Source organism: Planococcus sp. ISL-109 (assembly GCF_018613655.1).
Classification (GTDB): domain Bacteria; phylum Bacillota; class Bacilli; order Bacillales_A; family Planococcaceae; genus Planococcus.
In genome coordinates this window covers 68,685-91,613 of record NZ_JAGGPW010000011.1, presented here as the reverse complement: position 1 = coordinate 91,613, position 22,929 = coordinate 68,685, and the positions used below count along the sequence as shown (strand labels likewise).

17 protein-coding genes and 1 pseudogene are annotated in these 22,929 nt (G+C 47.7%); 11 read left to right on the top strand and 7 right to left on the bottom strand.

Annotated elements, in window-relative coordinates:
- Nucleotides 1-879 precede the first annotated feature (879 nt).
- A complete protein-coding gene (locus tag J7E21_RS09945) occupies nt 880-2,886 on the bottom strand; it encodes a sensor domain-containing protein (RefSeq protein WP_215107148.1) in 2,007 nt (668 codons plus the stop codon).
- A 268-nt stretch (nt 2,887-3,154) separates the two neighbouring features.
- Between J7E21_RS09945 and J7E21_RS09940 the strand changes: the two genes are divergently transcribed.
- From J7E21_RS09940 to J7E21_RS09910, 7 genes and pseudogenes are all read left to right on the top strand, one after another.
- Entirely contained in the window at nt 3,155-4,069 is a 915-nt protein-coding gene (locus tag J7E21_RS09940; protein ID WP_215107146.1) for a DMT family transporter, read from the top strand.
- A gap of 177 nt (nt 4,070-4,246) precedes the next feature.
- Entirely contained in the window at nt 4,247-5,974 is a 1,728-nt protein-coding gene (locus J7E21_RS09935; RefSeq protein ID WP_215107145.1) for an ABC transporter ATP-binding protein, read from the top strand.
- Complete coding sequence (locus J7E21_RS09930; RefSeq protein ID WP_215107156.1) at nt 5,967-7,790, top strand: ABC transporter ATP-binding protein; 1,824 nt, start codon at nt 5,967-5,969, stop codon at nt 7,788-7,790. The genes J7E21_RS09935 and J7E21_RS09930 overlap by 8 nt, the downstream gene beginning before the upstream one ends.
- A 135-nt stretch (nt 7,791-7,925) precedes the next feature.
- A complete protein-coding gene (locus J7E21_RS09925) occupies nt 7,926-8,774 on the top strand; it encodes a GNAT family N-acetyltransferase (protein WP_215107143.1) in 849 nt (282 codons plus the stop codon).
- A 203-nt stretch (nt 8,775-8,977) separates the two neighbouring features.
- Nucleotides 8,978-9,088 (top strand): annotated as a pseudogene (locus tag J7E21_RS09920) (tryptophan 2,3-dioxygenase family protein); the annotation flags it as partial.
- Nucleotides 9,089-9,104: 16 nt separating this feature from the next.
- Nucleotides 9,105-9,815: a glycerophosphodiester phosphodiesterase family protein gene (locus J7E21_RS09915; RefSeq protein WP_215107140.1), complete on the top strand. Its 711-nt coding sequence runs from the start codon at nt 9,105-9,107 to the stop codon at nt 9,813-9,815.
- A complete protein-coding gene (locus J7E21_RS09910) occupies nt 9,812-9,982 on the top strand; it encodes a hypothetical protein (protein WP_215107138.1) in 171 nt (56 codons plus the stop codon). The genes J7E21_RS09915 and J7E21_RS09910 overlap by 4 nt, the downstream gene beginning before the upstream one ends.
- Before the next feature lie 66 nt (nt 9,983-10,048).
- Here the strand turns inward: J7E21_RS09910 and J7E21_RS09905 are convergent, their stop codons facing one another.
- From J7E21_RS09905 to J7E21_RS09890, 4 genes are all read right to left on the bottom strand, one after another.
- Nucleotides 10,049-11,068, bottom strand: coding sequence for a DUF2804 domain-containing protein (locus J7E21_RS09905; protein ID WP_215107136.1), 1,020 nt, complete (start codon nt 11,066-11,068; stop codon nt 10,049-10,051).
- A 96-nt stretch (nt 11,069-11,164) separates the two neighbouring features.
- The gene (locus J7E21_RS09900; protein ID WP_215107134.1) at nt 11,165-12,028 is read right to left on the bottom strand and encodes a DegV family protein; all 864 of its coding nucleotides are present in this window, start codon (nt 12,026-12,028) and stop codon (nt 11,165-11,167) included.
- A 103-nt stretch (nt 12,029-12,131) separates the two neighbouring features.
- Nucleotides 12,132-12,707, bottom strand: coding sequence for a glycerol-3-phosphate acyltransferase (locus J7E21_RS09895; RefSeq protein ID WP_215107132.1), 576 nt, complete (start codon nt 12,705-12,707; stop codon nt 12,132-12,134).
- A 75-nt stretch (nt 12,708-12,782) separates the two neighbouring features.
- Entirely contained in the window at nt 12,783-14,159 is a 1,377-nt protein-coding gene (locus J7E21_RS09890; RefSeq protein WP_215107130.1) for a dipeptidase, read from the bottom strand.
- Nucleotides 14,160-14,309: 150 nt separating this feature from the next.
- Here J7E21_RS09890 and J7E21_RS09885 point away from each other — a divergent pair, with 150 nt between their 5' ends.
- The 3 genes from J7E21_RS09885 to J7E21_RS09875 all read left to right on the top strand — a co-directional run bounded on the left by J7E21_RS09885 (nt 14,310) and on the right by J7E21_RS09875 (nt 17,813).
- Complete coding sequence (locus J7E21_RS09885; protein ID WP_215107128.1) at nt 14,310-15,563, top strand: hemolysin family protein; 1,254 nt, start codon at nt 14,310-14,312, stop codon at nt 15,561-15,563.
- Between the two features lie 156 nt (nt 15,564-15,719).
- Entirely contained in the window at nt 15,720-16,256 is a 537-nt protein-coding gene (locus J7E21_RS09880; RefSeq protein ID WP_215107126.1) for an RNA polymerase sigma factor, read from the top strand.
- A gap of 108 nt (nt 16,257-16,364) precedes the next feature.
- Complete coding sequence (locus J7E21_RS09875) at nt 16,365-17,813, top strand: phospholipase D family protein (RefSeq protein WP_251047938.1); 1,449 nt, start codon at nt 16,365-16,367, stop codon at nt 17,811-17,813.
- A gap of 1,208 nt (nt 17,814-19,021) precedes the next feature.
- Here the strand turns inward: J7E21_RS09875 and abc-f are convergent.
- Both abc-f and J7E21_RS09865 read right to left on the bottom strand, forming a co-directional pair.
- On the bottom strand, nt 19,022-20,587 hold the full coding sequence (abc-f, locus tag J7E21_RS09870) for a ribosomal protection-like ABC-F family protein (RefSeq protein WP_215107125.1): 1,566 nt from the start codon (nt 20,585-20,587) through the stop codon (nt 19,022-19,024).
- A 37-nt stretch (nt 20,588-20,624) separates the two neighbouring features.
- Nucleotides 20,625-20,807, bottom strand: coding sequence for an SE1832 family protein (locus tag J7E21_RS09865; RefSeq protein WP_215107123.1), 183 nt, complete (start codon nt 20,805-20,807; stop codon nt 20,625-20,627).
- A 155-nt stretch (nt 20,808-20,962) separates the two neighbouring features.
- Here J7E21_RS09865 and J7E21_RS09860 point away from each other — a divergent pair, with 155 nt between their 5' ends.
- Nucleotides 20,963-22,786 carry a cation:proton antiporter gene (locus J7E21_RS09860; protein WP_215107121.1) on the top strand — a complete coding sequence of 608 codons (1,824 nt, stop codon included), beginning with the start codon at nt 20,963-20,965 and terminating at the stop codon, nt 22,784-22,786.
- Nucleotides 22,787-22,929: the final 143 nt, after the last annotated feature.

Sequence of the window (22,929 nt, the reverse complement as noted above, 5' to 3'; positions counted from 1 at the left end):
CCTGATTTGGTTTGTTGTGGTGACTACCATTATACAGGATTTGGGGAGGTGCTCTATTTTCTTGGCGTTACACACTTAGAGCCGCAAGGGCTCGGAATTATGAAATTAACTCAGTCAGCAATAGAAGACCTCTCACGGTTGCCAAAATCGATGCTGCACAATTCTTCCTGATAACTAGTGAGGGGAAAAGTTATTTTCACCGCTCACTGAACCAACTAAGTCAGTTTTCTGTTCACCTCGATCCCACTAAGGAAGCGATTTCCCCATCAGTGGACGAAACTTATAAAAGTAACTCAACTTTCACAGACTAGAGTCAGTGGAAAGGAAAAGCCGACTCGCGCAAACGGGTGAAGCGAAGTATTGAGACAGGTGGTCTTCCTGGCTCAATACGGGAGCTCAACCCAAAGCGAGGCGGCGGTTTTATTTGTGATGCTGGAACCAACAGCAACAAATCTCCGCATAGAAATCCCAGCTCATTTCTTTCCGATTCTGCTGTAAGGAAGCGATTTCCCCATCAGTGGACGAAACTTATAAAAGTAACTCAACTTTCACAGACTAGAGTCAGTGGAAAAGAAAAGCCGACTCGCGCAAACGGGTGAAGCGAAGTATTGAGACAGGTGGTCTTCCTGGCTCAATACGGGAGCTCAACCTAAAGCGAGGCAGCGAATCCATTCGTGATGCTAAAACAAGTAACGGTATATTTCTGCATACCAATTCCAAATCATTTCCACCGCCCTGCTAAGGAAGTGATTTCCCCACAAGTAGATGATCCCTGCAGAAGAACACACAAGTTCCAGCTATAATCTCATTTAATAAATTTGCTATCCACACAAGAAAACCCCCAGACCGCGGAACTTCCGCAATCTGAGGGTTTTGTTATTATTTCAGCCATTTCTCTAGTTCTTCGGAGTTCATCGGGCGGCTGATGATATAGCCTTGGATGCTGTCGCAATCCATCGCCCGCAGCAATTCAAGCTGTTCGTTCGTTTCGACGCCTTCAGCGGTGACTTGGAAGTCGAGCGATTGGCCGAATTGGATCATGCCTTTAATCATTTTTTGCATTTTCTCCTGCTTCGTGATCGATTGGATGATGGTTCTGTCGATTTTCAAAGAAGAGATCGGCAGAAGCAACATATAACGGAAAGAAGCATAGCCGGTACCGAAGTCATCAAGTGCAAACTGGACGCCTTGTTGGTGGAGGCGGTTCATCTGTTGCATGATCGGGCGTTCCGCTTCCGCTTCGAGTGCGAATTTTTCGGTGATTTCGATCACCAATGAATGCGGTTCGCAATTGTTCGCCTTCATTTGTTCGATCAAGGTGCTTGCCATATCCTTGTCGCGGAATTCACGGATCGACGAGTTGATACTGATGCGTAAATTGATGCCTTTCGCTTTCCAGTCTTTCAGCTGCGCACAAGCAGTCTCCAGGACAAAGCTCCCGATTTCATGGATCATGCCGTTTTCTTCAGCAATCGGAATGAGTTCGTCGGGTGTGACGACGCCGATTTCATCATCGTTCCAGCGGACGAGCGCTTCGACGCTTTCGACATTGCCGTTAGACAAATTGATTTGCGGCTGGTAAAGCAATTGCAAGTTTTTCCGGTCCAGTGCGTGGACGAGGCGTTTTTCAATGAGCGCTTTCCGGTTGAGGCGCTCGTGGTCGTCTGCCGTCAATGTGGAAATGGCGCTGCCGCCGCGGTCTTTGATTTTCTTGATCGTTGCGTAGGACGCTTTGATCAAATGAACGAAGCTTTGCTGGTCTTCCGGATATTTGGTGATGGCGCCGCTGACTGTCAGTGGAACCGCTGTGCCGCCGATATAAATCGGGTGCTGCTGCAAATACGGCAGGAAGCCTTCGATAAACCAGTTCGGCAGTGGCGTGACGAGAGCGAACTCATGAAGCCCTGCCCGCGTAATCAGCGAATCCGAGAAGTACATGCGCAAACGTTTTGTGAATTCGATGAGCAGCCCGTTTTCGGTGTCGGTATCCGAAACGTCGCGCAAAGTGTAGAAGCGGTCGATATCCAGGAACAAGAAAGAGAAATGCCGGCCTTCACGGATGTGTTCGTTGACGGCCTGCTCAAGGCGGTGGCGGTTTTCAAGTCCTGTGATTGGGTCAATAAAAGCGATTTCTTCGAGATGCTTCTGGGCGTGTTTCGTATCCGTGATGTCTTTTTCCAGAAAGATATAATATATATCCTCCTCAGATAATTGCATCGGAATCGCAGTCAAGTCCACCCAGTAGGTTTCGCCGTCTTTTGTTACTTTTTTGGCTTCGCCGTTCCAGATTTTCCCTTCTTTCAAGCTTTCCAAAATCGAATCGACGAATTCCACGTCTTCTTCACCGTCATGGAACATTTGCCAGACGGGTTTGCCCAGCACCCGTTTTGGCGTCCATTTGCTGAGTTTCAAAAAAAGCGGATTTGCATAGGTGACGAGAAACTCTTTGTCGAAATAAAGCATCATGAACGAATCATCGAGCCCATTGCGCAGATGGTTCAACTCTCTAGAAGCCGATTCGGCGTGTATGCTGTTATCCGTTTCATAGATGGTCATGAGGAAGCGTTCATCATGAGATGTGAACGCTTTCGTAACGATCGTCGAATGGGTTTGGCCTCCGCTGCCAAGACCGATTTCCATGTTTTCAAACCGGATCGGATTATTGCTTTCTAGAAGTGTTTCCCATGGCTGCTTATGCAATGCGGCTTGTTCGGGATTCATATAAGTAAAGGGCTGGCCTTTAGCGGTTTCTGTATTTAGTTGAAAGATGCGTTCTGCATGCCCATTGAACCAAGTGATGAGACCTTCCTGATCAAAGATGATAATAGGGAAGGGAATATGGTTGTATGCAAGGGTTTGTGCCAAAAAATCCTGCTTTTCACTCATGAACTGACACTCCTTAACCGTTTTGTACTTTCATTATAAAGAATAAAAGGTCTTTCGTCACCACTTTACAAAAATATAATACGGGAAATTTATCATAGAAATGACACTACCCATTTTTTGCTACTCATGAGAGAATAGGCATGATTCAATTGAAAATAGAGGAAAACGTCCGATATGTCCCGGTTTTATGGGGGCTGGACTAAAAATAAAGCCGAAACAGGCCAATTCGTCATGGATTGGTTTTTTCAAATAGAAGGGAGTGCAGGGGATGGAGCGGTTAAAAGGAATTGCCATGATACTTGTAGGTGCGATGCTGTGGGGAGCGACGGGTCCGCTCATGGAGTGGACGCTTGACGTCTATCCGATTTCGGTGTCGTTTCTTCTGACCATTCGGCTCATTGTCGCCGGCATTGTACTGCTGTTGTTTTTAAAAATGAAGAAAGTTCGAGTGACGGCCATCTTCCGGCAAAAAATCTGGACGAAGCCTTTGCTGATTTTCTCGGTACTCGGAATGCTCGGTGTGCAATACAGTTTTGTCGCGGCCATCGACGCGAGCAATGCGGTATTCGCCACCTTGATGCAGTTTTTGGCGCCGATTTACGTAATCGCGTTCATTTCGCTGCGCATGCGCAAATGGCCGCCAGCATATCAGGTGCTCGGCATGCTCGGAACACTTGCCGGCTTGTTTTTATTATTGACGAATGGGCGGCTGGACTCACTCGTCATCAGCGGAGAAGCCTTGTTCTGGGGAGTTTTGGTCGGGTTAGCCTTTACGTTTTATACGCTGTATCCAGCAAGGCTGATGCAGGAATGGGGCGTGTTACTGGTTGTCGGCTGGTCGATGCTGTTTGGCGGAATCTTCTTGGGGCTAGTGAATCCGATTTTTCTGTCGGATGAATGGGGGCTTTTGAAAGATCCGACAGTTCTCCTCGCGATCCTGGCGATTATCCTAGTCGGGACGATGGCGTTTGTATTGTTTTTGAGTAGCATGCGTTTTATTTCACCTGTGGAAACGAGCATTCTTTCGGCAATGGAACCATTGACGGCGATGGTGATCTCCCTCATTTGGTTCGGGCATTTTTTGACGCCATTGCAACTTGGGGGAGCCTTTTTAATGCTGGTGTTCGTCACTTGGCTGTCGTTTGCCGGCAATGGAAAACCTGCAAACGAAGTATCTGGATAAGAGTATATGGTAGGTGCATGCGGCTTTTGGCTGCATGCTTTTCTTTGGTTAAGGCGCTTGAAAAACTTGCTTTTAATCCTGACAAACACGGAGAAAATTCTACCTGATATCTGAAAATTATGGCATACTAAATTTACCAAAAGATTCGAGTTTCGAAATGTTCAGGAGGCTATCCCTGTGAAAACTGTATTTTCCTACACGAAACCATATACGTTCCTTATTGTTATCGCCTTGTTTTTGATGCTGTTGGAACTGGCCGTCGAGCTGTTGCAGCCGCTCGTGATCGCCAGCATTATCGATGACGGCATTGTAGCAGGCGACCAAGATACCATTATTCGTTTAGGCGTTATTTTGTTGGGCTTGTCGTTCATCGCCTTTCTCTCGGGCGTCGCCAATTCGTATTTCGCCTCTCATATTTCGCATAGCTTTTCGTTTGATGTCCGGCGCGAGGTGTATAGACGCGTCCAGTCGTTTTCGCTGGCGATGTTCAATAAATTTCCGGCATCCGGGCTCATTACACGGCTGACGAGTGATGTCCAGCTGATCCAGCAAGTGCTTTATATGAGTTTGCGCATCATGCTTCGTGCGCCGCTGCTAGTCATCGGCAGCTTGATCATGGCATTTGTCGTCAACGCGCAGCTCGCTCTTTACCTGATCATCGTGTTTCCGTTGCTGTTGGCGTTTTTGTATTTTATGGTGCGAAAAGGCGTCGTTTATTTCAGTTTCGTCCAGCAAAGGCTTGACCGCGTCAACCGTATGGTCCAGGAAAACCTTCAAGCGGTTCGGCTGATCAAGGCGTATTTGCGCGGCAAATACGAAGCGAACCGCTTTTCGGAAGTCGCAGGGGCTTTGAAGACCGATACGGTGAAAGCATTCCGTATTATGGAAATCATTCTGCCGATTCTCCTGTTCGGCATGAACGTGTCGCTGCTCGCGGTCGTCTGGTTCGGCGCTTTTGAGATCCAAAGCGGAGATGCGCAGATCGGGGAACTAGTCGCCATCATCAACTATGCGATGCGCATGACCGGGGCGTTCTCAATGTTCTCCTTTATTATCATGGTGTTTGCGCGTGCCAAAGCATCATCAGAACGCATCGAAGAAGTTCTGCTCGCGGACGATGGCAATGCAGAAGCCGCGCATGGTGCAATTACACCACTAGAAGAAGGGGTTGTAAGTTTTGCCGATGTCTCCTTCACATACCCAGGAACTTCACAGCAAGTACTAGACAACATCAGCTTCAGCTTGGCGCCGCATGAGAAGCTGGCCATCATGGGTGCGACGGGCTCCGGCAAGACCTCTTTATTACAGTTGATCCCGCGGTTTTATGAAGCATCAAGTGGCAGCGTGTCGGTCCATGGGCGCGATGTGCGCGACTGGGATTTGCAGGAGCTGCGCAAGACGATCGGCCTCGTGCCTCAGCAATCGATGCTCTTTACTGGAAGCATTTCCGATAATTTGTCGTGGGGCAAAGAGCAGGCAGAACTTCCGGAACTTCAGGGAGCGGCGGAAAAAGCCCAAATCGATGAGACGGTGAGACGTTTCCCGAAAGGCTATGAAACACGCGTTGGCCAAAAAGGCGTCAATTTATCCGGCGGCCAAAAGCAACGTTTGTCGATAGCTCGCGCGTTAGTCCGTAAGCCGTCGATACTGATTCTTGATGACAGTACGAGCGCGCTTGATGTGAAAACCGAAGGCGCCCTGTGGGAAGAACTGGACAAAGAACAGGCAACGACGCTTATAGTGACGCAAAAAGTCCGTACGGCAATGCGCGCGGACCGTATTCTGCTACTGGAGGACGGAATGATTTCGGCTTACGGCACACATAAACAATTGCTCGAGAAATCCTCGCTGTACCGCGAGATTGCGCTGTCCCAGCAAGAAGAGGAGATGGATGAATATGTTTAATGCGATTCGCCGCCCATTCGGCTATGAGCCGGTATTGACGAAGGAGGATTTGAAAAAATCTCCTGAAAAGAAGAATGAACGCGCAAAAAACTGGAAGTCCACCTTGCTGCGCATCTGGAAACTGGTGGACGAGCAGCGCATGCTGTTGCTCATCGTCTTAGCTCTCGTCTTCGTCAGTTCGGCGATGGCGCTATTGGGACCGTTTTTGATCGGCTATATCATCGATACGTATATCGTCCCTCAGTCATTTAATGGAATGGGGTTGATCATCGGCTGGCTGGTCATGGTCTATGTGCTTCACTCGATATCCTTGTATTTGCAGAATTATTGGATGGTCGGCATAGCCCAGCAAGTCATTTACCAAATGCGCGCCGGCCTGTTCGGCCATCTGCAGCGCTTGCCGGTGTCATTTTTCGACAAACGCCAGCACGGCGAATTGATGAGTCGCGTGACCAATGATATCGAAAACGTTTCTTCGACATTGAACACCTCGTTCATTCAAGTGTTTTCCAGTATCCTGACGCTGGTCGGTACGGCGGTGGTCATGCTGATGTTGAGCCCGATCCTGACAGTGCTAACCTTCATCATCATTCCGCTCATGTATTGGTCGATTCGCTGGATTACCAAGCGCACCGGACGTCTTTATAAAGAACAGCAAAAAGCGGTCGGTGAATTGAACGGTATGATCGAAGAAACGATTTCAGGCCAAAAAATCGTCAAAGCCTTTTCCCAGGAAGAGCGCGTCATGAATGAATTTCTTGTGAAAAGCGAACGACTTCGCCGGACCGGCTTTTGGGCGTGGACCTATGCCGGATTTATTCCGAAAGTGATGAACTTCCTGAATAATGGCAGTTTCGCGCTTGTAGCGGGCGTCGGCGGTTTGCTCGCCTTGAACGGCTCGGTGACAATCGGCGTCATCGTCATCTTTACAGAGTATTCCCGCCAGTTTACGCGCCCATTGAACGACCTGGCCAACCAGTTCAATACAGTGTTATCTGCTATTGCAGGGGCTGAGCGTGTGTTTGCAATCATGGACGAGGCTGAAGAAGCGGACGATACGAAAAAGAACGCCGACAAAAGGCTCGACGGCAAAGTGGAGTTCGACCGGGTTTCCTTCAAGTATGAAGGAGCTGAAGAAGAATGGACAATCCGCGATTTGAGCTTCACAGTCAAAACGGGTGAGACCGCGGCATTCGTCGGTGCAACCGGTGCCGGAAAGACGACCGTCATGCAACTGTTGGCCCGTTTCTACGACGTTAATGAAGGCCAGATCCGCATTGATGGCACACCGATTGGAGACATGCCGCGTGAAACTTTACGCAAACAAATCGCTTTCGTCCTGCAGGATCCGTTCCTCTTTGAAGCATCGGTCAGCGACAATATCCGCTACGGCAAACTCGATGCGACGGATGCGCAAGTGGTGGAAGCGGCGAAAAAAGCGAACGCACACGACTTTATTATGAAATTGCCGGAAGGCTACCATACGATTCTGTCCGGCGATGGTTCGATGATCAGCCAAGGGCAAAAACAATTGCTGTCGATTGCCCGGGCGCTGATCGCCGATCCGGTCATCTTATTGCTTGATGAAGCGACCAGTTCGATCGATACGGTGACAGAACTGAAAATCCAGGAAGCGCTCGAGCGCCTGATGGAGGGCCGCACCAGCTTTGTCATCGCCCACCGGTTGAATACAGTGCGAAAAGCCGACTCGGTGTATGTCATGGAACTCGGCAAGTTGGTCGAATCGGGGAGCCAGGAAGCACTGCTCCAAAAAGGCGGTTTATACGCCAATATGCTGGCAGATGCCAAACTATAATGAAGCAGAAGACGAGGTTTTTCCTCGCCTTCTGTTTTTTTGGACTTTAAAAAGCTTGACTTAAATTTTCGGATTCAGGTAGCGGCACTTGCATCGGGCGGTTATGATAAGAAGAAAAAGGAAGGCGGGATGAATATGGAATTATCCCTGTCGATTGCTTCGTTTCCGTTGGATGCGGAGACTGCAAGGGAAATGGAACGGCTCATTAGCGGCGAGCCGGAACAATGCCGCGGGCTCTTGCACGATGAGCTTTGGCAAAAAGCTTATGCTAGTGGATTCGCGGTTCTCGCTTATACGGAACTCGGCGAATTGGTGGCGTGTGCGGCCGCAGCCGATTTAGTCGGCTTGCATCATTATGAATGGTCGGCGTTTGTCTCCCTAGACTATCGGCGGCTTGGGCTTGCGACCGCACTGGCTGACGGCATCCAGCATTCACTCGCACAGCGCGGGATGGAGAGTGAGTTGGCCGCATTTTTAGAAAATGTCGAGTCGGATGCCTGGCTGTCAAGTCTTGGCTACGGCTGTGCATTCCAGGAGCTGCAGTTCGAAGCAGAACCTCTTGAATCCTATGAACTTGCTGGTCCAATTGAGATCATTCGCTTTGCCGAGGAGCATTTGGACGTGTTGTCGCAGCTGATGCGTCAAACGTTCGACGAATCGGTTTTGCCGGTGCTCGAGCATAATTTAGAAGATCCGGAGCGGCATGTCTATTTAATGCGAACAGAAGGTAAACTCGTTGCCACCGCGACTTTAAGTACGGAAGACCAGGAGCTTTGGCTGACGGCGCTGGCGGTCGCCCCGGACGCTCAGCGATCGGGCTATGGCCAAGCGTTTCTGCTCTGGGCGCGGCATTTGGCTCATCAGAAAAAGTTGGAACGTGTGCTAATCGAAGTGGAAACTGAAAATGAGGCATGGCCAGTCTACGAAAAAGCCGGATTTAAAAACCGGGCAACGATTTCGTATTGGCAGCGGCAGGAAATATAAAAACTGTCCATGTGCACGATGCACAATGGACAGTCCAGATTACAATATTATTCGTTAGTATGTTCGTAATCTTTATCGGTGCCATCCGGATAAGTCACTTCGACTTCAATTTTCTGATATCCGGCATCGATACCGAACGCTTCGACGACTTGGCTAATGACTTCATCATCCCCGGAAAGGTCGACGCCATCAATTTTGTTTTCATACTCGGCTTCAAACAGGGGGCCGGCGGATCGTCTGGCGTCAATTATTTAAAAAAAGTGCTGGATCAGTATTTCTTCCCAGAACTTTGGCAGATCCGCACAGACGTCTAAAGGCAGGAGGCATACAATGAAGATTTTTGCGCACCGCGGAAGCTCCGGCACGCATCCGGAAAACACCTTGCCTGCTTTTCAAAAAGCGGCGGCACTGCCGATTTTTGGCGTGGAGCTTGACGTGCATTTATCGAAAGACGGGGAACTGGTCGTCATCCACGATGAAAAAGTGAACCGGACCACGGATGGACAAGGCTATGTGAAAGATTTGGCACTTGCAGAAGTGAAAGAGCTGGATGCCGGCAGCTGGAAAGATGAAAAATGGTCTGGTGTAAACATCCCGACATTAGAAGAAGTGTTTGGAGTTTTTGAGGAGACAGGCCATGTTCTGAATATTGAGCTGAAAACGGATGTCTTTCCATATGATGGGGCAGTCAAAAAAGTAGTAGATCTAGCAGCAGCATGGGATATGAAAAGCCGGATTGTCATTTCATCGTTCAATCATCCCGATGTCCAACAAGCTCTCCATACGTGCCATGTCCCGGGCGCGATTTTAGCTTCCAATATCCTTGTCGGCATGGCGGAATATGCAAAGACCGTTGGAACGAATAGGCTTCACCTTTCGCTTCCTTATGCGCTTCGCCACGGAGCTGAATTGATTGGAAAAGGTTGTGAAGTCTACGTGTATACGGTCAATCGCCTGGACTATGCCGAGCAATTGCAAGCAATCGGCGTTCACGGTATTTTCACCGACTTTCCGGAAAAAATGTACGGGGAATTGATATGAAGCCATTTGCTTTAATTCTTTGGTTTGTAGGAGTTTTGATTCTCGGCTTTAGTGGTTTGAGTCACTGGCAGTTTATTGTCGGGTTGTTTTTGTTTCCAATATTTTTTATCGGAAAGCCCTGGCATTCGCATTTGAAGAAACCAGCGAAACACATCGAGCAAAAATAGAAAACCGCCTCATCCCTGTCTACACGACATGGGTGAGGCGGTTTTTGGATGGAGTGATCAGTTGATTCACCATTTTGCATAATGTTCTTCGATCGATCCGAGCAATTGGTGGATCTTTAATTTCTTGCCGTCAGCGTAGCGGACGTATCCATTGTAATAGCCGAATAGTTGATGGACTTCGGATTTCACGAGCCGCGCACCCGATATGGAGACGCGCTCATAAAAAGGTGAAAATGTCAGTTTGACGTCATCAGTAAGCTTCGTATGAATCAACCACGGTTTTTTGAAGTCTTTCGAATCGTAGCGGAAAAGCACATCTTCACTGATTTTGGTCATGCGTCCATTGACGAAAAAGGCGTTTTCCGTCATGCCGGTGCCGTCGGTCCACTTGCCGCCGAAATTCAAGCCGATCACTTTTCCGAGCGAACGTTGAGACGCCATTGCCCAGTTCCAGACCGCTTCACGTGGCCACACACCGCGTCCGTAATCGAGCACAGTAAAGCTATCGAGTTCATCAAAATTATAGCGTTGCGATCCGATTTTCACCATGCCTGAAGTCGGCAGTGCATGGTGTTTGGCCGTGAACTGGAAAGTCTGGCGGTTCCAAGGAATCACGACATTGAGGGAGTCCATATCGCTCGGGTGGTTGATGACAATAGAAGCCTGCAAGTTTTCGCCGTCGAACTCTGGAATGTCAACGGACATACGGGTTGTGCCATCTTCGTAAATGGATTGGATCGTCAGCGCCTCACTGCGGAATAAGGATGTATCCAATACGCTTTCGGACAAGCGCAAATGCCGGGAATAAGGCACCATGATAGTTTTTTCGAAAAAGCGCTGCGTTTCGTAATTGAGGAAATAGACAAAACAGACAGCGGCATAATCCAAATGGCAAATGGTAGCGGAAAAAACGATTTCATCACCGAAGACGCACCAATAATTCCATTTTTTCTTACGCATGAAATTGCCTTTCAAGTTGCATTCAATTAAAGGTTTCTTGGCGTAACCGATTGCGTTTGGATTCAAGTGGCCCTTGGCATCACATAATTTAACGTGGTCTGTAAGTTCCCGCTCAATATGTTGCATAGAATCCACCTCACTGTCTTCATATGCTCTTATTGTATCAGAAATCCCCAGATTTTCCCTTAAAAAAGCCGGAAGATGGGCCGAAAGACTTTTTTCTTATGCGTGCTGCGGCGGTTTTCTCCACATGAATGCTAGTGTTCCTTCTCCCGCGTGGACTGCCAGGGATGAACTGAGGTTGCCGATCAGCACCTGAGCTTCAGGCGCGAACTTTAAAATTTCCGTTTTCAATTCTTCCGCCTGTTCAGGAATATGGCCGTGCATCACCTGGAAATGGCTGATGCCGTATTCCTCATGATCTTTTTTGGCGCGTTCGAGTAAATAAGAAAGCGCTTTCTTGTGGGAACGGACTTTGTCGATTGGTTCGAGCTCGCCTTTCCCGGTAAGTTGGACAATTGGCTTGATTTTCAAGACACTGCCGATATAATATTGCGCACCGCTCATCCGGCCGCCTTTATACAATTGACTCAAATTGCCGATTAGGATGAAATTGCGGAAATCGGCTGTTTCCTGCTCGAGGCGCTCTGCGATTTCTGCTGCTGCCAGATCTTGCCCCTGCAACGCAAGACCTCGTTCCACCAGACCAGAAAGGCCGTAAGACAGCGCTAAAGAATCGACCGTATACACTTTAAAGTCTGTCATTTCAGCTCCTGTCATAGAGGAAGCGATCGTACCGCTCAGTTTAGCTGAAGCATGGACTGCGATAGCGCATTCGTACTCTTCTTTCAGCTTTTCATAGAGCTCTGCAAATTTTCCGGCAGAGGGCTGGGAAGTTTTCGGGAAATCTTTTGAGCTTTTCATGCGTGCATACAACTCATCGTTGGTGAGATCGACCCCATCATCTACAAATTCCTCTGATCCGAAATGGATATTCAGCGGCACAATATAAACATCGGGATGTGCTTTAAACTCTTCTGTAACGTATCCTGTCGTGTCCATAATCCATGCTATTGGCTTTTTCATGTAAAAACTCCTATCTATTAAGTATTTTGAATAATAAAACTATAACATGGATAATATTTACGTCATAGCATTATTGGGCGGCAATGAATAATAAAGAGCCTAATCAAGGCTTATTTGAAGGGAAACGGTTTTCAAAAGACACTCGAATATCGCTTTTATGGCGAATCACAATAATAATAATAGCGAGAAACAATGGCCAAACGACCGATTGCACCTGTAACGCAAACGACACGGCAAAGAACACGCTAAATCCAGCCAACATCGATAACGTGGTGCTTTTCAGCCAAGGATAAAAAGCGAAAGACATCACAAGCATCGCCAAAAACAAATCCGGCGTCAGCCAAAATGCCACCCCGGCAAAAGTCGAGATGCCTTTTCCACCCCGGCCTTTTTGCCAGACCGGGAACATATGGCCGACCACTGCAAGGAGACCTGCGGTAGCAATCGAGAGCAGGGAGAAATCTAGCCAAAGCCCCGCCCATACGACGAGTGAGCCTTTCAGGAAGTCGCCCAAAAAGACCAGCAAAAAAGCCCGCTTTCCGATAACGGAAAAAGCGTTCCGCGCTCCTGGATTGCCGCTGCCCGAAGTAGTCAAGTCGACGCCTGTCCACTTGCCTACCAAAAGAGCCGTCAACACGGTGCCGAGCAAATAAGAACATATCCAATACAAAATAACCATCGTATCCCTCCAACAAGTAAATGCTTCCGCTAGAAAAGTAATGGCCTCCCCGATGCGGGAAGGCCATGATCCATTTTAGGCAAGCGTTGATGCTTCAAATAAGTAATCGCTGATGACGCGGAGTCCTTTATCGAAATTCTCCAAATGAAAATGCTCATTCGGTGCATGGAAATTCTCGGAAGCGAGGCCAAAGCCCATCAGAACAACCGGGAATCCAAGAATTTCATCGAAGGCCGCGACAATCGGGATGGAACCGCCCATGCGTGTAAATGCTGTCGGCACTTGGTAAATCTTTTCATACGAACGGCCGGCTGCCTGGATGGCCGGATGGTCGTAAGGGGTCAGGAATGGCTTGCCTTTGTCGAATTCGGTGATGTCGACCGTGACACCCACGGGTTTATGCGCTTCGACGTGGGTTTTTAGCTTAGCGATGATGTCGTCCGGGTCCTGGTCCGGCACAAGACGGCACGTAATTTTGGAACTGGCTTCAGCCGGCAGTACGGTTTTGATGCCTTCTCCGGAAAAGCCGCCGGTGATGCCGTTGATTTCGAGTGTCGGGCGGATCCAAGTGCGTTCGACGAAAGAGTAACCTTTTTCCCCAAAGTCTTCTGTAATGCCGAGCGCAGCTTTTTCCTTTTCCAAATCAAAGGCGAGTGCGGCAAATTCTGCACGCTCTTCGTCCGATACAGCGCGCACATCGTCATAAAAACCGTCGACTTGAATGACGCCTTCTTTGTCGCGGAACGACTCGAGGATTTCCACGATGGCATGAAGCGGATTCTGGACCGCGCCGCCATAAAGGCCAGAGTGCAGATCGCCTTTTGGCCCTTTAACATCGATTTGGACGCCGGCAAGCCCGCGCAGTCCGTAACATACAGCAGGGAGACCGGGTCCTTGCATGCCGGTGTCGGAAATGACGATGATATCCGCAGCAAGCTTGTCTTTATTGTCTTCGACGTATTTCGGCAAGCTCGGGCTGCCGATTTCCTCTTCGCCTTCTAAAATGAACTTCATATTGACCGGCAGTTCACCGTTCAACTGGAGCAAAGCTTCGACTGCTTTCATGTGCATGAACACTTGGCCTTTGTCGTCGCTCGCGCCGCGTGCATACAGTTTATTGTCGCGCACGTGCGGGTCGAATGGCGGTGTTTCCCATAAGTGGAGCGGGTCGACCGGCTGGACATCGTAATGTCCGTAGACGAGGATTGTCGGTTTGCCCTCGGCATGGAGCCAGTCGGCATAAACGACCGGATGGCCTTCCGTTTCATCGATGCTGACATTTTCAAGGCCTGTTTTGGTCAATGACTTAATAAGCCATTCTGCGCCTTTTTGCATATCGGCTTTATGCTCGGAAAGGGAGCTGACAGAAGGAATGCGTAAAAAGTTTTTCAATTCTTCTAGATGATCCTGGCGGTGATCTTTGAAGTACTTATCGATTTGAGTGGCGTTCATAAAATCCCTGCTTTCCAGTATTTTTAGTATGTGGAAATTATAGCATAGCCAAGTTGTCCTTTTCGACAAGAGGAAAAATGCTGTGGTATTATTGATGGTACGGAAACAGTTCGGAAAAATTTTTTAAGTATATCACTGGAGGAAGTAAATTTGTTTATCGCATTGGCATTATTTCTGATCATGTCGTTTTTCCTGTCGGGAAGCGAAACGGCTCTTACGGCAGTAAATAGGATGAAGGTCCATCTTCGCGCGGAGCAGGGGGATATCAAAGCCCAAAAGCTCGAAAAATTAATCGCGAAGCCGGACCGGATGATCACGACTATTTTGATCGGTAATAATATATCCAATATCATGCTGCCGACACTCGTAACCACCATCGCTATCACAGAAGGATGGGAAGTCGGATTGGCAACGGCCATTTTAACAATTATCCTCATTATCTTCGGGGAAGTGTTGCCGAAGACCATCGCTGCGACTTTCGCTGACAAAGTTGCTTATATCGTTGCGCCGATTATCGCGGTGCTCGTTGTTTTGTTCAAGCCACTCACATGGCTGCTCGCGCAATTCACGAACATCTTCATCCGCATCATTTCAAAAGGCAGCGTGAAAGAAGCGACCATGACGAAAGAAGAGCTGCGGACAATGGTTGATATCGCGTCCACTGAAGGAACTTTCGAAGCGGACGAATCAGAGCGCATCAAAGGAGTGCTCGATTTTCCACATAAAGACGTTTCGGATGTCATGTCGACTCACCGGACAGATACGGTCGGGATTTCCATCGAGTGGACTTATGAAGAAGTACGCGACTTGATCTTGGACTCCTCCTATACTCGCTATCCGGTTTACGAAGAGAGCATGGACAATGTTGTCGGTTTGTTCTATTCGAAAAAATTGATCGAATGGTCGATGAACCCGAATTTGACGCTGGTGGAATTGATGGATGATAACCCATTGTTTGTCGTGCAGTCGGTCAGCGTCGAGAAAGTATTCAAATTGATGATGGCCAAGAAAAAGCACATGGCCGTCATTTTGGATGAGTATGGCGGAACCCTTGGGATTGTCACGCATGAAGACATTATCGAAGAAATGATCGGCCAGGATATCGAAGACGAAACGGACGCGGAAGATGATGAACTCGTATTTGAAATGACCGAGACACAATTGACTTGCCACGGCCGTCTCGAAATCGAAGATGTCAATGAAATGTTCGAAGTCGAAGTGCCGGAAGATCATGATACGATTGCTGGATTTGTCATGCAGCAGCTCGGCCATGTTCCTGAAGTTGGCGAAGAGTTTACTTACGGTAATTTGCACGTGGCAGTCAACGAAATGGACAGAAACCGGATCGAACGTTTGACGATGTCGAAAATTGCTGAAGCAGAAGAACAGCAAGCAAAGCAGTAAGGTCCCATAAATCCGATAGAAAAACCGGCTCAGCGTCAATGAGCCGGTTTTTCGTTTCTTACAACATTGTAAGGAGACTGAAAGAGGAAACGATAGAGCGTAAGTTAAATCTCAGGCACAATAAGGGCATAAGATCAACGGACGGAGGAAACACCGATGGAAGAGCTGTATGCCGAATACAACCGATATATCTATCATTTATGTTTGAAATTGACTCGCAATAAAGCAGAAGCTGAAGATTTAATGCAGGAAGTATGGCTGAAAGTGGTCCGTTACGAATCATCAATCGCCGAAGTCGACCATGCCAAAGCCTGGTTGACGACCATTTGCATGAACACATTCCGTGACCGCTACCGCAAAAATGTACGCCGCAGCAAACATATCGCCAATCAGCCGGAAGGATTGGATGTCTCGCTTCTCGACTTGATTCCAACAGATGAGACAGGAACTGCCGAGCTTTTGGAAAAGCAAGATGTCTCTATCATGATCCGCCACAAAATTTCTGAGTTGGATGCGATTTACCGCACGACCATTGTTTATTTCTACGTTCATCAATACTCGCTTGTGGAAATTGCAGAAGCGATGAAAGTGTCGATCGGCACCGTTAAATCCCGCTTGCACCGAGGCAAGCAACGATTAAAAGATATGCTCATAGAAGATGTGCGGACACGTGAATATGTCGTCGTTGTATAGAAGTGATTTCCGAAATCAGCCGATCGATGGCTGATTTTTTTGTGGAATAATAACTTATATTTTTCTGCTGCTCTTGTGATTATAATGAAGCAAAGGGGCGAGGATAAAATGAGCGAAATTCGAAAATACAGCAAGCGTCGGCGCGTTATTATGGGAGTTATTGGAGTATTCGCAGCCATGTATATTATTGTTATTGCTTGGCAAACATTCAAACCATTGCCCGAAGGTGTTTCGTATGCCGGGGATTTGCATGCTGCTGAACAAGTAGAAATGATTTATGACCTAAGCTATGCACAAGACAAAGAAGGAACAGAGCTTGAGCATGAACTACAGATTTTTGATGAAATTCACAGTTTGATAGAGGATGCAGACGAGTTTTTAGTACTCGATCTGTTTTTATTTGATAATTATAACGATACAGAGACGTCTTATCCGGCAATTGCTGAACGGTTAACCGATCATTTGATCGAAAAAAAGCAGGAAAACCCTGATTTTCTGATTTATTTTATTACCGATCCTATAAATATCGGCTATGGCTCTTATGAGAGTATGTTTTTGGAAGTATTAGAAGCGGAAGGTGTCGAAGTGATTGTTACGGATCTCGACAAATTGCGCGATTCGATGCCTCTCTATTCGGGGCTGTACCGGGTGATTTTTCAGTGGTTCGATAATGAAGGAGATGGCTGGATTCCAAACGGCATGTCAAGCGATGCACCTGACATGACGCTTGCTTCCTATATGAAGCTGATGAACATCAAAGCAAATCACCGAAAAACCGTGATTTCGGAAAAAGAAGCGATTGTCAGTTCCGCTAATCCGCATAATGCGAGCGGTTTGCATGCCAATATGGCATTCCGCGTCAGCGGTCCGGTGCTCGATGATATGCTTGAAGCCGAAGAAGCGGTTTCGAAACTATCTGGCGGTCCGGATTTGCCGAGAGCTGGCATGCCTGAACAAACCGGCGATTATGAAGTGCAGTATGTGACCGAGAGGCAAGTATTGAAAGAGTTGTTGAAACATATCGAAAGTACCGAAAAAGGCGATCGTGTCCACATGGCAATGTTCTATATATCTGAGACAGATGTAATCAACAGTTTGGTGGAGGCGGCGAATCGTGGTGTCGAAGTGCAGCTCATCCTCGATCCGAACGAAAATGCATTCGGCAATGAAAAGACTGGTTTGCCGAACCGGCCGGTAGTGCATGGAATGATAAATGATGCAGAAGAGTCTTTGGAAGTGCGCTGGTACAACCCAGTAGTCGGGCAGTTCCATACGAAAACAGTGATGATCCGTGGGGAAGAGCAGTCGGTCGTGATGGGCGGGTCGGCGAATTTGACAGAGCGAACGCTGATGGATTACAACCTGGAAGCGGATATCCTGATCAAAGCACCGACGGACAGTGAGTTGGTCGGCGAGTTGGATGACTATTTTGAGCGGCTTTGGAACAATGAAGACGCGCTCTATACGTTGGATGTGGAAGAGTATCAGGATGACTTCACGTTCTGGCAGCGCGGCATCTACAATTTTCAGAAGCTATTCAAGCTGACGACTTATTAAACGTTAGAAAAAAAGGCCTTCTATTAAGAAGTTTGATGTATTTTTTATGTCTAAATTGTTGTTAGTTTAGGAGACTGCGCACTGTCTCTAGGTTTATAGTGGTAATAGTTTCTTTGTCTTTTGATAGATAGGTGGTAAGAAAAGAAATCCCATACTTTTCATGTTTAAGTTGCTTGTGCTATGAGACTGCGCTCCAACCGGGGGGCGTCGAGCCAATGTGCCGCAAAGTGCGCGCCGCATTTGTCTCGCCAGTCCCGCGCGGTTCCTCCGGCGTCAGCCCCTTCCGCTTGAGCTCTAGGTTTAGAGAGGTAAGCAGGGGCATCGCGTTTTCGATACTGCAAGCAGAAATCAGTTGCGGATTTTGATTTGCTAGAAGAGTTGGGTATAAAAAGTGAGGGTAGAGCTTGCGCTCCAGGGCCATCCGTGTCTCGCCAGTCCCGCGCGGTCCCTCCGGCGTCAGCCCCTTCCGCTCCAGCTCTAGGTTTAGAGTAGCTATATATGTTGAACTAAAGAAATATCAGTGAATTACCACTACTACTTGACCATTAACAATTTGCGAACAAACAGATATGTAGCAAAACTACGGAGAAAACCGTGCTGCTCCCACAGTGCGACGCATCTGCCGTGCAGATGTGGGAGGCACAAGGGTTTCGAAGCGGCTGAGGAGGCTTGGCGCTCGCCCGCAGGAAATGAATAAGCGTAGGGAAGCTGAGCAAAGCTTTTCTCGGAGTGGTTTTGCGGAATATCTACAGTGGAAATTTATTAGTTCAACTTATATAGCAAGTAATGTAAGACATCTCTCTGTTGGCAAAAATGATGCTGCACAATTCTTCTCGATAACTAGTGAGGGGGAAAGGTGTTTTCCAGCACGCACTAAACTAGCTAAGTTTGTTTGCTAGTGCGGACGAATAATTAAGAAGTAAAAAAATTTTCACACACTCAATTCCATGAAATATAAAAGCCGTCTCGCTTAGGGTTGAGCTTTCGTATTGAGCCAGGAAGACCACCTGTCTCACTACTTCGCTTCACCCGTGAGCGCGAGACGGCGGATATCTTGATGAAACTGAAAACGAACCGTTCAACCTTGCCGCACACGAATTCCCGATTTCTTCAGTCGCTAGTCTAGTTAGGCTGTTGAAATCATTAAACAAGAAAAACCCACTCCACACGCTGATGGAACTTTGCGTGGGGAGTGGGTTTTTATATGCTTACTCTTGATCTTGTTTGCCGGCTTCGATCCAGTCTTCGACATTCCACACTTTCGTGGCGAGACCTTCATAGAAGTCCGGTTCGTGGCTGACGAGGACGATGGTGCCTTTATAGGCTTGCATCGCGCGCTTGAGTTCAGCTTTCGCATCGATGTCCAAGTGGTTCGTCGGTTCATCGAAAATGAGCCAATTGCTTTCCTCGAGCATCAGTTTGCACAAGCGAACTTTCGCTTGTTCGCCACCGCTCAATTGGGTCATCGGGCGGTCGATGTGTTCGCTCTTCAGGCCGGTGCGGGCGAGTGCGCCGCGCACTTGGCCTTGATCCATCGATGGATAGGCATCCCAGATCTCATCAATCGGACGGTGGGTCGGTGCTTTGACTTCCTGTTCGAAATAACTTGGCGTCAAGTACTCACCGCGGATGACATCGCCGTCAAGCGGCTTGATTTTTCCGAGCATCGTTTTGAGCAATGTCGATTTCCCGACGCCGTTCATGCCGACAAGTGCAATTTTCTCGCCGCGCTCGATCATAAACGATAACGGCGGCAATAATGGCTTGTCGTAGCCGATGTGCAGTGCTTCAGCTTCAACGACATAGCGGCTCGGGCTGCGCGTTTCCTTGAAGGCGAACTGCGGTTTGGCCGCCATTTCAGGTTTTTCGATGCGGTCCAGACGGTCCAATTGCTTTTGGCGGGATTTTGCACGACCTGTTGTCGAGGCGCGTGCTTTATTTTTGGCAATAAAGGTTTCGGTTTTTTTGATCATGTCTTCTTGTTTTTCATACGCATCAAGGTGCTGCTTTTTGCTTAATTCCGCAAGCTCAATGAATTTTTCGTAAGTTGCCGTGTAACGGTTCAAGCGTGAAAATTCCATATGGAAAATGACATCTGTGACCGAGCTCATGAATTCGGTATCGTGTGAGATCAGTAAAAAGGCGTGTGGGTAGTTTTTCAAATAGTTGACGAGCCATTGGATATGCTCTTCGTCCAAATAGTTGGTCGGCTCATCGAGTAATAAAACTTTTGGTTTTTCAAGCAAAAGTTTAGCAAGAAGCAGCTTGGTCCGCTGTCCGCCTGAAAGGGATTCGACGCTGCGCTCAAGACCGATGGCGTTGAGGCCAAGGCCGCGAGCGATATCTTCGATTTTAACATCAAGCGTATAGAAGTCGCCGGCATCAAGTGCATCCTGTGCTTCAGCCATTTGCTCAAGCAATTCTTCGAGTTGCTCCGGGTCGGCTTCCCCCATTTTCATGGCGATGTCGTTCAATTCCTGTTCCTTTTCATAAAGTGGCAAAAAGGCATCCTGCAAAGTTTCCCGGATGCTGCGTCCCGGTGTCAATTGTGTGTGTTGGTCCAAGTATCCATAATGGGTTCTTGGCTGCCATTCGACTTTGCCGGCATCATGGATTTGTTTGCCGGTTAAAATGTTCATCAGCGTTGATTTTCCGACGCCGTTTGCTCCGACCAATCCAACATGTTCCCCTTCGACTAAACGAAATGAAATGTCATTGAATAAAGTGCGATCCCCGAACGTGTGGCTCAGGTTTTCTACTGTTAATAAGCTCATGTATGTGTTCCTCCACTTTCCATAAAAAAAATCGCGGTTAAAGTTCCGCGAGTTTTTGGTTTAATTCCGCAAGACGCTGTTCCAATTTTTCAAGCCGTTCTTCGGCTTTGTGAATCATTTTAGTATGACCGGTCGATTCCAGTTTTTCAATATCACCTTGATGGCGCATGTAATCGTCCTTTAATTCAGTAATGGCGTATTCGACTTCTTGCTTGTTCAATCCAATCACCCTAGTTTTCTCTGTATTGTAACACATTCTCGTGAAATTTAAATTGAAACGCTCGGGTTTTCGCTTTCAATGCCCGCTATTGCTCCTATATAATAGCAAAAAAAGGAAGGAAGTGAGATGCCATCGATAGTTTATTATTTGATCTCATGCTTATTATTTTTCTCGGCGTACTATCGCAATGGATCGCTTGGCGTCTCAGGCTTCCAGCGATTGTATTAATGTCGATTGCAGGGTTATTGGTCGGACCGATATTCGGCATCATCACCCCCGAAGAAAGTTTTGGTGATCTTTTCGGGCCGCTTGTATCACTTGCTGTCGCAATCATCCTATTCGAAGGAAGTTTAAACCTCAATTTAAAAGAGATTCGCGGATTCAATAAGCCGGTTTGGCGGATTGTGACATTCGGGGCATTTCTTGCTTGGATTGGGGGGGCACTTGCGGCCCATTATGTGGCTGGCTTATCCTGGGGCGTTTCGTTTGTAATCGGTGGCCTGTTCATCGTTACAGGGCCGACTGTTATTTTGCCATTGCTCCGGCAGGCGAAATTAAAAGCGCGTCCCGCTGCACTGTTGAAATGGGAAGGGATTATCGTTGATCCGTTCGGTGCTTTGCTCGCTTTGTTTGCCTTCCAATTTGTTTTATTTGCGCAAGGCGATGTAACTGCTGCGGCATTCGGCTTATTCTTTTTAGCATCGATTTTTGCAACGGCGCTCGGGGCTGGGGCCGGTCTTGGTCTTGGCTGGATGTTTGAGCGAGGGCAAATTCCGGAATTTTTGAAATCGCCGATGGTTTTTGGCGTAGTGCTTCTGACTTTTGTAATATCAGACATCGTCATGCACGAAACGGGATTACTTGCGGTGACCGCGATGGGTATGGTCATGGCGAATATGAATATCGCGTCAATTAATGATATGAGGCACTTTAAAGAAAATATTTCCGTTTTGCTGATTTCGAGCGTCTTTTTGATGCTCACAGCATCACTCAGCATGGAAGTGCTTCTTGAAATCTTCAATTGGTCTATCATTTCATTTGTTTTGGTTATGCTCTTTATCGTCCGGCCGATCTCCATTTGGCTATCAACAATCGGGACCGAACTCAGCTGGCAGGAAAAGGCGTTGGTCGGCTGGATTGCTCCGAGGGGCATTGTCGCACTTACGGTTTCTGGATATTTCGCCAATGTCTTGCTCGGTGCCGGATTCGAAGACGCAGAGCTTCTGACAGCCTTGACATTTGCACTGGTATTCTCAACAGTCGTTGCCCATGGCTTTACCATTACATGGGCCGGGCGCAAATTGGGACTAGCTTCCGCGCAGGAGCCTGGAGTGATTATTATTGGCGCTAGCCGATTTACAACGGTACTGGCGAAAGCTCTTCATGATATGGGCAAAAATGTCTTGCTGGTCGATGCTTCTTGGGGACGTTTAAATAATGCCCGACAATTAGGAATCAATACCTATGTCGGTAATATTTTATCCGAGCATACTGAATATGAAGTGGAGCTAACACCTTATGAAAAAATGATTGTTGCTTCGGAAACAGATTCTTTTAATGCGCTTGTCGTCAATAATTTCGTGCCTGAAATGGGGCGTAACAATTTGTACCAGACGGCAATCCATGAAGGAGACCCAGCCGACTTCCATGCATCATTAAGTGGCCGAATCCTCTTCACTGAAGATTGGAACATCCATGCACTTGATGAAAAAACAGAACAGGGATACGCCATCCGTTCCACGAAATTAACAGACCGATTCACCTATGAGGAATACAATAAAAAGTGGTCAGCTAATACTATTCCGCTGTTCATTGAAAATGCACAAGGAAACATCGAATTCTTCAGTTCCGATAAAGTACTGGAACCGAAACAAGGTGATACAATCGTCAGCTTTACAGGTCCAGAGCGTGATTCCGACCGGATTCAGGAGCGTTTGGAAATCAAGCGCAACAAGAAAGGGCCTCAGACTAAAGAATGAAATATTTCCACAATAAGCCCTATCGATACGCACGGGCAAACTGTCTTTGCTATGATAAACAATAGCTGCGGCGCATATCGCGCTGTACTCATAGAAAATAATAGTTAAGGGCAGACAAACTGCCTGGCGATACGTATTCGAGG